Below are 13,870 nucleotides of genomic sequence, written 5' to 3'. Positions count from 1 at the left end.
CTAATTAAGTGCCTGGGAGATAAATTCATATTCATTCAACATTTAAAGAGTATTCAAGTGTGTTTTGGTCATCCGGTATTGGCTAATCTCTTTCCTGAAGTTCTTCTATGTACAATTCAATTGCTTCCTTAGTCATCAACAAAGCTTCATCAATGTTTTCGCCATAAGTAAGACACCCAGGAAGAGCAGGTACCGAAACACAATAGCCACCTTCTGGTGCCTTATTTAAGAGAATTTTATACGTCAGCATAATATCAAAAACAATGGTTTGTTGAATCCTAAACAAACTCACAAGCAAAGGGATCCAATGATCTCCTATTTAAACTCTCTCGGATGTGCGTATTTGTATAAATCTTCGGTTGGAAGATTTTTAAAGTAGTCGTAAGTTATTTTTAAACCATCGGCTCTGTTTACTTTTGGCTGCCACCCTAAAATTTCTTTGGCTCGAGTTATATCCGGTTTGCGTTGTTTTGGGTCGTCTTTTGGCAGGGGTTTAAAAACCACTTTTTGGTCGGTTCCCGTTAACTTAATAATCTCGTTGGCAAAATCTAAAATACTTATTTCATCGGGGTTCCCAACGTTTACCGGGTGCACATAGTCGCTCATCAACAAGCGGTAAATCCCCTCTATCAAATCATCGACATAACAGAAACTACGGGTCTGACTTCCATCACCAAAAACCGTAATATCCTCACCTCTCAAAGCCTGACCTATAAAAGCTGGCAACGCACGACCATCGTTCAAACGCATTCGAGGTCCGTAAGTGTTAAATATTCGAACAATTCGAGTTTCTACCCCATGAAAGGTGTGATAGGCCATGGTCATGGCCTCCTGAAAACGTTTTGCTTCGTCATATACGCCACGCGGACCAACTGGGTTTACATTTCCCCAATAGTCTTCGTTTTGAGGATGAACCATTGGGTCGCCATACACCTCAGACGTAGAAGCAATAAGCATCCTAGCCCCTTTTGCCAATGCCAAACCAAGGCAATTGTGTGTGCCGAGCGAACCAACCTTTAGCGTTGGAATAGGTATTTTTAAATAATCAATAGGGCTTGCCGGAGAAGCAAAATGAAGTATGTAATCCAGTTTTCCGGGTATATGAATGTATTTTGAAACATCGTGATGATAAAACTCAAAATTTTCGAGCGGCATCAGGTGTTCGATGTTTTTCATGTCTCCAGTTATCAGGTTGTCCATAGCTATTACATGAAAACCTTCTTTGATAAATCGTTCGCACAAATGCGAACCCAAAAAACCGGCACCTCCGGTAATCAACACTTTTTTCATCCTTTTTTATTTAATCGTTTCCCGACCAATGGAATAATAGGTATAACCTAATTCTCGCATTTTGCTCAAATCAAACACATTTCTACCATCAAAAATCAATTTGTTTTTAAGTGCTTCTGTAATTCGTTCAAAATTGGGGTTTCTAAACTCCGCCCATTCTGTTGCCACAATTAGTGCGTCGGCATCCGCCAACGCATCATACATGTTTTCTACAAAAGCCGCTTTATCGCCTTTTATGCGTTTTACGTTTTCCATAGCTTCGGGGTCAAATGCCGAAACGGTTGCCCCAGCCGCAGTCAATTCATCGATTAAATATAAAGCAGGAGCTTCACGAATATCATCGGTATTTGGTTTAAAAGCCAACCCCCAAATAGCAAACCTTTTGCCCGAAATGTTTCCGCCAAAATGTGCCTTAATTTTTGGTATCAAATAGGTTTTTTGGCTTTCGTTTACCTCTTCTACTGCATTTAATATTTTGAAATCATAGTCCACTTCGGCCGAGCTTTTAACCAAAGCTTTCACATCTTTTGGAAAACAAGACCCGCCATAGCCAATGCCCGGAAATAAAAAACGATTGCCAATTCTTGTATCTGTGCCAATGCCTTTTCGCACCTTATCCACATCGGCCCCCACAAGCTCGCATACTCGGGCTATTTCGTTCATAAACGTAATTTTGGTAGCCAAAAATGAATTGGCGGCATATTTGGTCAGCTCCGCCGATTTTTCATCCATAAAAATAACCGGATTACCTTGTCTTACAAATGGAGCATACAACTCTGCCATCAATTTTTCGGCACGTTCGCTGCTGCAACCTACCACCACACGGTCGGGTTTCATAAAATCATCTACGGCCACACCTTCTCTCAAAAATTCCGGGTTTGAAACCACGTCAAATTCGCCGCTGTAGTTGGCACGAACGGCGGCATGAACTTTTGCAGCTGTACCTACGGGAACAGTGCTTTTATCAACCAATACTTTGTATTCGGTCATTATTTTTCCGAGATGATCAGCCACGCCGAGTACATAGCTCAAATCAGCCGAGCCGTCTTCTCCCGGAGGAGTTGGCAACGCTAAAAAAATGATTTTGGCTTCTTTTACGGCCTCTTCCAAGTTGGTGGTAAAATGCAAACGACCCTCTTTTAGGTTTCGTTCAAAAAGTTTTTCAAGACCGGGTTCGTAAATGGTTATCTTGCCATTTTTTAGGCTATTTACTTTGTTTTCGTCAATGTCAACACATGTTACATTGTTGCCCGTTTCGGCAAAACAAGTACCTGAAACTAACCCCACATAACCCGTACCTACAACTGCTATTTTCATTCTTCTTTTTTATAGTCTAAAATTATTTTGCAATGCACCAAATTCGGAGCATTTTAAAATTGGCCGCAAACTTACGGAAAGCATATTATAAAACGGTTAAGAAATTGACATCTGATACCGTTTGGTGGTTTCAACAAAAAATTAAAACGCTACCAAATCTTTATCCGTGCCGTGTCAGCCTTCATCATTGGTTTTTCGTGGCAACCAAAGGCTTCTTCAAATTGTGGAAGATTTGCCAATGGGCCTAAAACCCTTTGTTCTGCCGGAGAGTGCGGGTCGGTGTTTATACGGTTTCGAAGAGTTTCGTCGGTAATATTTCCTTTCCACACATTGGCCCAGCCCAAAAAGAAACGCTGCTGCCATGTAAAACCATCCACCATTTGGTCTTTTTGTTTCGACATCACCTTTTCGCAGGCCATGTAAGACAAAGTGATGCCGCCCAAATCGGCAATATTCTCACCCAAAGTCAATCGGCCATTAACAAACTCACCGGGTAATACTTCGTATTTGCTGTATTGTTCGGCAAGTTTGGTGGTAAGAGCGTCAAATTGTTTGCGGTCTTCGTCTGTCCACCAGTCATTTTTGTTTCCATCCCAGTCATATTTCGAACCCTGATCGTCAAAACCATGGGTAAATTCATGTCCAATCACTCCACCAATACCCCCATAATTTATGGCGTGGTCAAATGTTGGATGAAAAAATGGTGGTTGCAAAATTCCCGCGGGAAACACAATTTCATTTCCGCTTCGGTTGTAATATGCATTTACCTGATGAGGTGTCATAAACCACTCGTCTTTGTCCACCGGTTTGCCCAATTTGTCTGTCATCATTTCAAAACCAAATAGCGATGAGTTCATCAAGTTTTGCAAGTAATTGTCAGCGGTTATATCAAGTTGGGTATAGTCCTTCCATTTGTTTGGATATCCGATTTTATAGCTAAAAGATTCCAGTTTCTTCAATGCTTTCACCTTTGTTTCATCGCCCATCCACGTCAGGTTAATAATGCTTTCTCTATAGGCATCTCTCAGGTTTTCAATGAGTTCGGTCATGTATTCCTTTGATTCTTGTGGAAAATATTTTTCTACATAGATTTTGCCAATGGGTTCTCCCAATCGGCCATCAACCACACGCAGAATTCGCTCTTTTCGGGGTTTCATTTCTTTAACCCCCTGCATGGTGGTGGCAAAAAAGTTAAAATTCTCCTTTTCAAAATCATCACCCAAATGAGGGGCATATTGAGACAGAATTTGCCATTTTAAATAATCCTTCCATTGATTTAGATTTATTTTTGAAACCACATTATCGAGTTTTTCATAATAGCTTACCGGCCCAACCACCAAGCTGTCCACTTTGTGCATGCCCATTGTTTCAATCATTTTGCGAATGTTTAGGTTGACTAATTTGTTGTCAAAATCAGCCACCGCCATTTTGTTGTACGTCTTGTCTGCATCACGCAATTCCTGACGATCCCAACTTATTTTGGCAATTTCGGTTTCAATATCCAATATATTTTTGCCAATAGATTTGGCTTTAACCTTCGCCAGTTTAAAAATCTTTGCGACGTGCTTTGAGTACCCTTTTCGGATGATTTCATACTTCTTTTCATCTTTCAGATAATAGCTCTTATCACCCATAGATAGGCCGCTTTGTCCTGCATTCACAACATATTGCTCACTATTTTTATCATCCCTACCAACATAAAAAGCAACAGGAGTGGTAATGCCATAAGTGCGAAGTTTTCCAAAAATAAGGCTCAAATCATCCAACGTATTTATTCCGTTAACTGCCTCCAATAGCGGCTGGATGGCTTTTAGTCCTTTTTCTTTTCGAGAATTAGAATCAAGAGCAGAGGTGTAAAAATCTTTAATTAATTGGAGGTCGCTGCCTTTTTTTGGATTTTTGGTGGCAAGAGCCTCGTCCAAAATACCCTGCACTTTTTTTCGGTTTTCTTCGTCCAGAATATTAAAACTCATCCATCTGCCTTCGGTGGAAGGTACTGGATTAAGTTTTTGCCAATTGCCAATGGCATATTTATAAAAATTATCGCATGGCGAAATACTCTTATCCAAATTGTTCAGGTCAAAAGCCACTGGGTTGTTGTTTTTATCTGATTTCATACTGCTTAAAATAGCCGCAAACAATAAGGCGGGTAGTAAATATTTCTTCATTCTTAAAAAACTAATTGCGACACAAATAAAATGTTATTTGCCTTAAAACTGCAATTGTCTTTGAGCAATTTCATCCGATGGTAATGTTCGACTATCGAAAATTGGCAGATGGAACAATATTTGACAACGATATTCACGTTTGGTTTAAATTATCTACACATAAATTAGTAAGATTGTAGCGATATGAAAAAGTTCTTAAAAATAGCCATGGTGTTGGTGCCTGCAGGTCTTATTTCGTTGGGGTTTTACCTTAAGAATAACGATGCAGGTGAGGATATTTTGATGCAGGTAATTACACAAAACCTGAAAAATTACCATTACGAACCTTTGGACGTAAATGATGACTGGAGTGAAAAAGCGTTTGACCACTATTTGGAATTTTTGGACGGCAACAAACGTTTTTTGCTCGAAACGGATGTAAAAGACCTCAAGAAATACCGTAAAGAGTTGGATGACCAAACCCAAAATGGCACGTATGTATTTTTTGACGAAAGTTTAAAAATTTTTAAAGAAAGAACACTGCAATGTCAGGAGTTCTATCAGGATATTTTACGAAATCCGTTTGATTTTGAACTGGACGAAACTGTTGATTTTGGAGAAGATCAACCGTATGCCAAAAACGAAAAGGAACTGAAAGAGCGTTGGAGAAAATACCTGAAATACTCCGTGATGACAAGGCTCTCAACATCAATGGATGTTGAAAAGGCCAAAGAAAAAGACTCGGCAAATACAGCCGAAATAAAACCGTTTGAAACGCTTGAGAAAGAGGCTCGCGAAGCTGTTTTAAAAACGCACAATGAATGGTTTGAACGGATGTTTAAAATTGATAGAAAAGAACATTTGTCAACCTACGTAAATGCCATAACCTCAATCTACGACCCGCACACCAACTATTTTCCACCTGCTGATAAAGCCAACTTTGATATTCGCATGAGTGGCCAATTGGAAGGCATTGGGGCTCAATTGCAAGAAAAGGACGGCTACATAAAAGTTACTTCCATCGTTCCCGGTTCGCCATCGGCTATGCAGGGCGAGTTGCAGGCCAACGATTTGATTTTAAAAGTGGCACAAGGCAAAGAAGAACCGGTGGACATTGTGAATGCAAAAATTGACGATGCCGTGAAGCTAATACGCGGAAAAAAAGGTACGGAAGTGCGTCTGACCGTTCAAAAGCCGGATGGGTCAATAAAAATTATTCCGATTGTTCGAGATGTGGTTCAGTTAGAAGAGACCTATGCCAAATCGGTGATATTGAATGATGAAACAGGTAAAAAAGTTGGGTATTTATACTTACCTAGTTTCTATGCCGATTTTAATGGAAGAAGTGGCCGTAGCAGTTGGAAAGATGTAAAAGCCGAATTGGAAAAACTCAAAGCCAATGGAGCGGAAGCATTGATTTTTGACATGCGAAACAACGGCGGAGGTTCATTGGGAGACTGCAACGAAATGGCCGGGTTGTTTTTGGAAAACAACGGACCTGTGGTGCAAGTAAAACAACGAAATCAAAAACAAGAGGCACTCGAGCCTATGTTCAATGAATATGTTTGGGACAAACCAGTAGTGTTTATGGTAAACGAATTTAGTGCATCGGCCAGTGAAATTTTAGCTGCCGCCATGCAAGATTATCATCGCGGTTTGATTGTTGGTTCGCACACCACCCACGGCAAAGGCACTGTGCAACGCATGATTGATTTGAATGCAACGTTCGACAGCAAAAGTTACCCCGACATGGGTTCACTAAAACTGACCATGCAGAAGTTTTATCGCATCAATGGAGAAACCACTCAACTAAAGGGAGTAACCCCCGACATTATTTGGGCAGACAACTACACCTACATCAAAACAGGAGAGAAAGAGGAAGAGTTCAGCATGCCGTATGACAAGATTAGTGCAGCTAAATATAAAGTGATAAACGGAAATAACGCTCTTTTTGCGAATGCGAAAACAAACAGTATGCAGAGAACTTCGACCAATCCACTTTTTGCCGAAATCGAAAAAAACGCTCACCGATGGGAAGAGCAAAATAAAAATGAGGTTTATACCCTTAACTTGGCAAAATATCGAAGCGAAACTCAGGCCAAAAAAGAAGTTAGCGATGCGTATAATGCACAGTTTAAAGCGTATCAAGATTTGGTGTTAACGGCCAACAAAGAAGATGCAGTTTCTGCCACTGATACGGTAAAAACAAAGCGGGTTGATGATTGGTATAAAGGTGTAAAAAAAGACATCTATCTTTACGAAACCCTACAAATTGCCGAGGATTTGATTAAATAATGTCGCAAAAAGGAAAACTTATTCTCATCCCCAATTTTTTGGGAGAGAGCAACACTGAATTTATTTCGACCTACAATTTAAAACTCATACATCAGTTGGATGAGTTTATTGTTGAAAACGAAAAGCCCGCACGGGCATTTTTAAAAGAAATTCAATCGCCGGTAAAACAAGATGATTTCATTTTTCATTTCATGGGAAAACATTCTGACCGTGCGGATTTTGGAATGTATTTAAACTCTTGTTTTGAGGGGAAAACCATCGGATTATTGAGTGATGCCGGCCTACCGTGCGTTGCCGATCCGGGTTTTGAAGTGGTTAAAATTGCCCAAAAAAACGATATAGAGGTAGTGCCTCTAATGGGTTTTTCATCCATCATGATGGCGTTGATGGCCTCCGGATTTAATGGGCAATCTTTTCGTTTTCATGGCTACTTGCCACACGACATAATCCGAAAACGAAAAATTATTAAACAAGCATTGGCAGATATTTCACGAAACGAAACACAAATTTTTATAGAAACACCCTACCGAAACGCCTCGTTTATTGCCGAATTAAAACAACAATTGCCCGAGCAAACGATGCTCTGTGTTGCAGTAGATATTAGCCTACCAACTCAAGAAATAAAAACCAAACAACTCCGAAATTGGAGCAATAAAGAGGAACATTTGCATAAACGTCCTGCCGTTTTTTTATTGGGTTTGTAAAAAATATCTTTCATTTGAACAAAATTTTTTCCGTTGAATATCTCAGAACTCATAAAAGAAATTAAATCGAAACAAAGCTACCTGTGTGTGGGGCTTGACACCGATTTAGAAAAATTGCCCAAACATTTTGGTCGAAAACCGGAATCGATGGTGGCATTCAACAAAGAAATAATCAATGCCACACATGCCCATGCAGTAGCCTATAAAATTAATACGGCTTTTTATGAGCAATATGGCTCGGAAGGCTGGAAAATAATGGAGCAAACCTTAGAAATGATTCCGAAAAACTGTTTTACCATAGCTGATGCAAAACGCGGAGACATTGGAAACACTGGAAAAATGTATGCCAAGGCTTTTTTGCAAAACATGAATTTTGACAGTATTACTGTCAGCCCGTACATGGGTCGAGATTCGGTAGAGCCTTTTATGGAGTATGGTAAAGTAGTTATTGTTTTGGGGCTAACCAGCAATAATGGTAGCTCCGACTTTCAGTTTTTGCAAACGCCAAACGGAAAATTATATGAAGAGGTAATTAAAAAAGTGGCTACTTGGGGAAGTGAGGACAATACGATGTTTGTGGTAGGAGCCACGCAAGACCAATATGTTGCTGAAATCCGCAGACTTGTTCCTAACCATTTTTTGCTGGTTCCCGGGGTTGGAAGTCAGGGTGGCAGTTTAGAAGGTGTGTCAAAAGCCGGATTTAACAAAGATTGCGGCCTACTTATAAATTCATCAAGGGGTATTATTTATGCCTCAAGCGGAGAAGATTTTGCCAAAAAGGCCAACATTGAAGCTCAAAAATTACACAACGAAATGAAAACCTATTTTTGATAAAATAAAAAAAACGCCATGAACGAAGCCTTTTTACACTATATCTGGCAAACAAAGCAGTTTAGCCAAAATAATCTTTGCACCACCGATGGAGAGCAGATTTTGCTGAAAAACGTGGGAATGCACAACACGCATAGTGGACCCGATTTTGTTGGAGCAATTTTGGAAATGAATGCTACCCGATGGGCCGGAAATATTGAAATACACGTAAAAAGCAGCGATTGGTTTTTGCACAGTCATCAAACAGATAAACAATACGACACCTGTATTTTGCACGTGGTTTTTGAGCATGATTCTGATGTTTTTAGAACAAATGGAACAAAAATTCCATGCGTGGAGTTGAAAGACAAAATTAGTCCGAACTTAATTGCAAAATATGAAACCATAACCAATAATAAAAACCAAATACCCTGCGAAACCATGTTGCATTTGGCCTCAGAGTCAACAAAGGCACTGTATGTAGAGCAATTGGCCATAGAAAGATTGCAGGAAAAAACCGAACCTATTCTGCAAAAGTTGGAGCAACAAAACAACGACTGGCAGGAAGTTTTTTATCAGGAAGTATGCCGAGCGATGGGTCTAAAAATCAATCAAACCCCTTTTGAAATGTTAGCTAAAATGCTGCCCAATAAATTGTTGGCCAAACACAAAAACAATCTATTTCAAACGGAGGCTCTTATTTTTGGCGTGGCAGGCTTTTTAACCGATTCGTTGGTAGATAGTTATGGAAAAGATTTATACTCAGAGTTTCAATTTTTAAAAGCCAAATACCAATTGCAAACCATACCGCCACATTTGTGGAAATTTTTACGCTTGCGACCCGCCAATTTTCCAACCATCCGATTGGCTCAGTTGGCTGTTTTAATTCACAAAAACGAACATCTCTTTGCTCAAACCAAAGAAAATTTGAACACGAAGGCATTGCATAAACTATTTAAAAGCGATGTTTCGGAATATTGGAAAACACACTATCGGTTTGACACTTTGTCTGAACTCAAAGAGAAAAAGTTGGGTCGGTTGGCCATTGATTTGGTTATAATAAATGCCATCGTGCCAACCGTGTTTTGCTATGCTCATTCTATAGATAGTGAGGCATTGACAGTAGAGGCTTTGACCCTGCTCGAAAACACATTACCAGAAAAAAATAATGTAGTTCAATTTTACGAAAAACACGGATTTTTGGCCAAAAATGCACTGCAAACACAAGGAATTTTGCAACTAAAAACTAAATATTGTACTTTTAAAAAATGTTTGGTCTGCAGCGTAGGTCATTCCATTTTAAAACAAAAATGAAACAGCGAATATTAAATACTTGGAAGTTTATTGTTGAGCAGCGATTTTTTGGTGTATGCACCTACCTGGGTGAAAAACTCGGAATAGGCGAATCTAGAATACGCCTGTATTTCATATACCTATCTTTCATAACCTTTGGTTCACCCATTTTGGTGTACCTATTCGTGGCATTTTGGATGGAAGTAAAAACCCGATTGGGACGCACCAAAAAATCTGTGTGGGATTTGTGATGAAATTAGGAATACCTGAACGGGTTTCTTAAAATGTGTACGCCCAATTGCGTATTTCTCAATTAAATTTGAAATCGAAGTTTTGGCTCTTAAGTTTTTTGTTTTGAACAGAATATGAATTCTTTGCAAGTAAAACATCGTCCACCAAAACCTCATAGTTTCTATGGTTTTCTATTTTTGAAGACCCTCTCAGATAATTAAGTTGAATTTAGGACATATTTCTGCTAATTTTAGATTTCTGTTTTTTTATAAAGTTTTTTCTAAATTTTTGCAACAGATGAACAAAATGAGAAAAACTCATATCAGAAAATTATCTACTCCCAATAATAGCATTCTACTCCCTTTTTTACCTTAATTCTTAGATTGTGTTTTCTACCTAAGTTTATCATTACATGGCGAAATAATCTGGGGTAAAAGAAAGCAATAATAGCATTACCAGTGCTGAATTGGGGAAAAATTCCTGCGTCGGACAATATTTTGGCAGAAGAAGAAGAACAACGTTGCCCCCAAAAGGCATAATCATATGGAGTTTTATTGCAGTATGAATTTAATATTTGCTTCAATTTATTTTTTTGAAATCTTTGAATCGGTAAATATACTGACGTAACCTTGTCATTTGAGACTTTAACTTGCCAATCTTGACGGTTATGTTTTTCCATTCTAGAGTTGAATTTTTTTTGAGGTAATGAATGAATTGGTAAACTATTTTGAACAAAGCCATAAACAAAACCATCAACTTCAATTTCTACATGACCACCCAAAAATCCACCTAATCTCTTTTTTGTGTAAGAACAATTTTCCTTGCGAATAGAGCCATGCACAAAATGTACAACAGCAGTATCTGAAACACCATTAAGGTTTATTCTCTTTGATGATAAGATTTGATTATGAACTTTAAATGCTGATATAGTGCAAAATGAAAAGAATATGAAGAAAATTATAAAAATTAATTGACTAATTCTCGTTACAAAATATCTTAACCCTTTCATTCAAATTTTTTAAAAATCTTCGAATACTTATACCATAAAGAACTGTAAAAACTGATAAAACAATGTTCCCAATTACGACATACATATTAAATTCTGACATCACAAGTGAAAAAATAATTGAAATAACGACTGTGGCAGGGAATAAGATTTTGTTAAACTTGGAGACAGGATTTGAGTCCAGTAAATATTTCTTCACAAGTGTGGTGTATTTTACATTTTTTTCTGGCAAGTATGCATTTATTTTATCTTGTAAATATTCTCTATACCCTTGATTTACAATAGTTTTAATATGATGGTAGGCAATTTGGGAAATAATTATAATTGGTATAATTGGAATAATTAGGTAAAATTCCGGTGCAACGTCGTTAATAACACAAAAAGACATTGAAGCACCAATTAATAAAAGAGAAATTTGCATTACAATATCCTGCCTATTTTGCCATGTACTAATTCTGGCATCACATAGGTTATACTCATTAATTAATATATCAACCGAACTACCTGTGTCTATTTTTTTTAGATTTTGCTCTTCGGACATTTTAAAAATCTTTATGCAAATATATGTTACAAATGCTTGATTTGAGTTAGGAGATTTCCTATAGATTGCACGAAAAATAAAATTAGAGAAAGTGTATCCTTTTATATTTCAGACCAAATAATGCTTACAAGAAATAAAAAATTTTTAGAGTTTTCCCATGTGATCAAACTATTCTTCCACTCTTCGAACTCGCTGCCGGAGCTGGTTTTCCCTGCTTTTTCTTTTGCCTCTAAAAAGTAGGTAAAGGTTTAGAAAAACCATGATGCCAAGAAACACGCTAAGGGTGCCAATTTTGTCGCTCAATACCTCATACATGGTAGCTTTTGTAATGCTTTCGTATATCCGAGTCCGCATTTGAAAAAGTGCAAAACCCAAACTCAGTAGATAAAAGCCAATTTTAAACAATGCATTGGTGCTGTCCGCAATTTCTGCCCGACCGTTAAAAATATCGAGCATAAAAATTTTAGAATTCTTAAAGAAAATAAGGGCTACCAAAAGGGTTAAAACTACGGCTACCGGAAGATAAATCAGGTAAATGTTTGATAACGTTTGATGTGCTTGTGCTTCCATAATAAATTAATTTTTAGTGTGTTATGTAATGAATAAATTTTTTGCTTTTAGAAAGAATGTATAACCAAACCACATTGTTTAGATGCATGAGCCCAAGAATGAGCATTATGGTTCCAACACGGTAAAATAGTTCGGCCAACAGTTCGTTTACATTGGATATTGGTGGCCACAATCGAATGGAAAGGGCTACGTAGCCAAGGTTGATTAAATAGTACCCCATCAACAGAATTTTATTAATGGCGTTTGCAGCTTGGTGGTTTTGAGAAAACAAGTCTAAAATAAGTGCAAAGCCATTCTTGTAAAAGCCGTAACCCACTATAATCGTGATATAGCCCGTAGCCAAAAAATACATTCCATAACTCCAAACTTGATAGTTCATTTTATAATATTTATATATTTTGTAATTTCAATAAATAATGAAACTTTATAATAAAAAAAATTATTTTGTTCCGGTCATCCATTTAAAAAAGATGGATTCTTCCAGTTTCATTACTAAATCCAACGCTGATTCTGCTCTATTAGCCATGCTGGTGGCTGATTCTGCCACTTTTTTAAATTCCAGTACTTCTTCGCTATTACCTTCCACCGATTTTACCTCATTGAGCATGCTTACCAATGGCTCCAACTCACGTTTCTTTCTTTCTCTTGATATTTTTTTTGCCAGTTCCCACATGTTTTTTTCGGAATAGAAATACTCTTTTCTATCACCAGGCACAAAACTTTTATAAACAATGCCCCAAGCCATAAGCTCACGAAGATTCATGTTGGCATTACCTCTTGATATTTGAAGTTTTTCCATGATTTCGTCGGTGCTAAGTGGTTTAGGGCTAAGCAACAACACGGCCTGAATTTGAGCCATGGTGCGGTTTATGCCCCAGCTGGCACCAAGTTGCCCCCAGCCTTGAATAAACCGATCTTGTGCTTCTTTAATTTCCACGAGGCAAATATAAATTAGATTTTTATATTTTCAAATATTTCTGAAAATATAAAACCCATCATGAATTTTCTGGAGGGTTTTATGAAAATGAAGTCTTTTAACTACTTGGCCGCAGCGTATCTTTTGGCCACTTCGTCCCAGTTTATTACATTAAAAAATGCTTCAATGTAGTCTGGACGACGGTTTTGATAATTCAAATAATAGGCGTGTTCCCACACATCAAGACCCAAGATAGGCGTGCCCTGGCAGCCCGAACCCATCACTGGATTGTCTTGGTTTGGAGTGCTGCAAACACACAATTTGCCGTTGCACACACACAGCCATGCCCAGCCGCTGCCAAATTGAGTGGCGGCTGCATTGCTAAAAGCGGTTTTAAAAGCTTCAAATCCACCCAAATCATTTTCGATGGCTGTTGCCAAATCGCCGGTGGGCATTCCGCCACCTTTTGGCGACATCACTGTCCAGAAAAGCGTATGGTTAAAGTGTCCGCCACCATTGTTTCGCACGGCACCGTTGTCGGTGTGGTTTTTCATCAAATCTTCGATGGATTTGCCTTCCATTTCGGTGCCTTCAATGGCCGCATTCAATTTGGCAATGTAGGCTGCATGATGTTTTCCGTGGTGAATTTCCATGGTGCGGGCATCTATGTGTGGTTCTAAAGCGTTGTAGGCATAGGGTAATGCCGGTAATTCAAAAGCCATAATATTCGTTTTTTGTTTAAAATTATTG

At 38.4% G+C, this 13,870-nt stretch carries 15 protein-coding genes; 5 read left to right on the top strand and 10 right to left on the bottom strand.

Going from position 1 to position 13,870, the window contains the following annotated elements; all coding sequences use genetic code 11:
* Positions 1–82 precede the first annotated feature (82 nt).
* The 4 genes from H6607_00430 to H6607_00415 form a co-directional block, all read right to left on the bottom strand.
* On the bottom strand, positions 83–250 hold the full coding sequence (locus H6607_00430; GenBank protein ID MCB9260831.1) for a type II toxin-antitoxin system HicB family antitoxin: 168 nt from the start codon (positions 248–250) through the stop codon (positions 83–85).
* A gap of 65 nt (positions 251–315) precedes the next feature.
* Positions 316–1,290, bottom strand: coding sequence for an SDR family oxidoreductase (locus H6607_00425; protein ID MCB9260830.1), 975 nt, complete (start codon positions 1,288–1,290; stop codon positions 316–318).
* A 6-nt stretch (positions 1,291–1,296) separates the two neighbouring features.
* Entirely contained in the window at positions 1,297–2,607 is a 1,311-nt protein-coding gene (locus tag H6607_00420) for a UDP-glucose/GDP-mannose dehydrogenase family protein (GenBank protein ID MCB9260829.1), read from the bottom strand.
* Between the two features lie 149 nt (positions 2,608–2,756).
* Positions 2,757–4,775 (bottom strand): M13 family metallopeptidase, encoded by a 2,019-nt coding sequence (locus H6607_00415; GenBank protein ID MCB9260828.1) that lies wholly within the window; start codon positions 4,773–4,775, stop codon positions 2,757–2,759.
* Positions 4,776–4,958: 183 nt separating this feature from the next.
* On the opposite strand from H6607_00415, the gene H6607_00410 reads away from it, so the two are divergent.
* From H6607_00410 to H6607_00390, 5 genes are read left to right on the top strand one after another with little or no spacing between them, the layout of a single operon-like run.
* On the top strand, positions 4,959–7,049 hold the full coding sequence (locus tag H6607_00410) for a carboxy terminal-processing peptidase (GenBank protein ID MCB9260827.1): 2,091 nt from the start codon (positions 4,959–4,961) through the stop codon (positions 7,047–7,049).
* Entirely contained in the window at positions 7,049–7,753 is a 705-nt protein-coding gene (locus tag H6607_00405; protein MCB9260826.1) for an SAM-dependent methyltransferase, read from the top strand. The genes H6607_00410 and H6607_00405 overlap by 1 nt, the downstream gene beginning before the upstream one ends.
* Positions 7,754–7,786: 33 nt before the next feature.
* Positions 7,787–8,584 (top strand): orotidine-5'-phosphate decarboxylase, encoded by a 798-nt coding sequence (gene pyrF / locus H6607_00400; protein MCB9260825.1) that lies wholly within the window; start codon positions 7,787–7,789, stop codon positions 8,582–8,584.
* 18 nt (positions 8,585–8,602) lie between these two features.
* Positions 8,603–9,877, top strand: a complete 1,275-nt coding sequence (locus tag H6607_00395; protein MCB9260824.1) for a DUF2851 family protein — start codon at positions 8,603–8,605, stop codon at positions 9,875–9,877.
* Positions 9,874–10,107: a hypothetical protein gene (locus H6607_00390; GenBank protein ID MCB9260823.1), complete on the top strand. Its 234-nt coding sequence runs from the start codon at positions 9,874–9,876 to the stop codon at positions 10,105–10,107. Before H6607_00395 ends, H6607_00390 begins: the two co-directional genes overlap by 4 nt.
* A gap of 314 nt (positions 10,108–10,421) precedes the next feature.
* Here H6607_00390 and H6607_00385 read toward each other — a convergent pair whose 3' ends face one another.
* The 6 genes from H6607_00385 to H6607_00360 form a co-directional block, all read right to left on the bottom strand.
* A complete protein-coding gene (locus H6607_00385; protein ID MCB9260822.1) occupies positions 10,422–11,096 on the bottom strand; it encodes a hypothetical protein in 675 nt (224 codons plus the stop codon).
* The gene (locus H6607_00380) at positions 11,062–11,634 is read right to left on the bottom strand and encodes a hypothetical protein (protein ID MCB9260821.1); all 573 of its coding nucleotides are present in this window, start codon (positions 11,632–11,634) and stop codon (positions 11,062–11,064) included. Before H6607_00380 ends, H6607_00385 begins: the two co-directional genes overlap by 35 nt.
* Positions 11,635–11,802: 168 nt before the next feature.
* Positions 11,803–12,204 carry a hypothetical protein gene (locus H6607_00375; GenBank protein ID MCB9260820.1) on the bottom strand — a complete coding sequence of 134 codons (402 nt, stop codon included), beginning with the start codon at positions 12,202–12,204 and terminating at the stop codon, positions 11,803–11,805.
* Positions 12,205–12,217: 13 nt separating this feature from the next.
* Positions 12,218–12,583: a hypothetical protein gene (locus tag H6607_00370; protein MCB9260819.1), complete on the bottom strand. Its 366-nt coding sequence runs from the start codon at positions 12,581–12,583 to the stop codon at positions 12,218–12,220.
* A 60-nt stretch (positions 12,584–12,643) separates the two neighbouring features.
* Complete coding sequence (locus tag H6607_00365) at positions 12,644–13,141, bottom strand: transcriptional regulator (GenBank protein ID MCB9260818.1); 498 nt, start codon at positions 13,139–13,141, stop codon at positions 12,644–12,646.
* Between the two features lie 101 nt (positions 13,142–13,242).
* Positions 13,243–13,845: a superoxide dismutase gene (locus tag H6607_00360; protein ID MCB9260817.1), complete on the bottom strand. Its 603-nt coding sequence runs from the start codon at positions 13,843–13,845 to the stop codon at positions 13,243–13,245.
* Positions 13,846–13,870: the final 25 nt, after the last annotated feature.

It is taken from the genome of Flavobacteriales bacterium, from assembly GCA_020635395.1.
GTDB lineage: Bacteria > Bacteroidota > Bacteroidia > NS11-12g > UBA9320 > UBA987.
The sequence above is the reverse complement of the archived record's forward strand: the minus strand, read 5'-3'. Positions and strand labels throughout refer to the sequence as shown.

What these genes read in the sequence shown, in the direction of transcription:
- H6607_00405 (MCB9260826.1), top strand. Translation starts at nt 7,049, where the DNA reads ATGTCGCAAAAAGGAAAACTTATTCTCATCCCCAATTTTTTGGGAGAG.
- H6607_00410 (MCB9260827.1), top strand. Translation starts at nt 4,959, where the DNA reads ATGAAAAAGTTCTTAAAAATAGCCATGGTGTTGGTGCCTGCAGGTCTT.
- H6607_00420 (MCB9260829.1), bottom strand. Translation starts at nt 2,607, where the DNA reads ATGAAAATAGCAGTTGTAGGTACGGGTTATGTGGGGTTAGTTTCAGGT.
- H6607_00395 (MCB9260824.1), top strand. Translation starts at nt 8,603, where the DNA reads ATGAACGAAGCCTTTTTACACTATATCTGGCAAACAAAGCAGTTTAGC.
- H6607_00370 (MCB9260819.1), bottom strand. Translation starts at nt 12,583, where the DNA reads ATGAACTATCAAGTTTGGAGTTATGGAATGTATTTTTTGGCTACGGGC.
- H6607_00425 (MCB9260830.1), bottom strand. Translation starts at nt 1,290, where the DNA reads ATGAAAAAAGTGTTGATTACCGGAGGTGCCGGTTTTTTGGGTTCGCAT.
- H6607_00375 (MCB9260820.1), bottom strand. Translation starts at nt 12,204, where the DNA reads ATGGAAGCACAAGCACATCAAACGTTATCAAACATTTACCTGATTTAT.
- H6607_00415 (MCB9260828.1), bottom strand. Translation starts at nt 4,775, where the DNA reads ATGAAGAAATATTTACTACCCGCCTTATTGTTTGCGGCTATTTTAAGC.
- H6607_00430 (MCB9260831.1), bottom strand. Translation starts at nt 250, where the DNA reads ATGCTGACGTATAAAATTCTCTTAAATAAGGCACCAGAAGGTGGCTAT.
- H6607_00385 (MCB9260822.1), bottom strand. Translation starts at nt 11,096, where the DNA reads ATGAAAGGGTTAAGATATTTTGTAACGAGAATTAGTCAATTAATTTTT.
- H6607_00380 (MCB9260821.1), bottom strand. Translation starts at nt 11,634, where the DNA reads ATGTCCGAAGAGCAAAATCTAAAAAAAATAGACACAGGTAGTTCGGTT.
- H6607_00390 (MCB9260823.1), top strand. Translation starts at nt 9,874, where the DNA reads ATGAAACAGCGAATATTAAATACTTGGAAGTTTATTGTTGAGCAGCGA.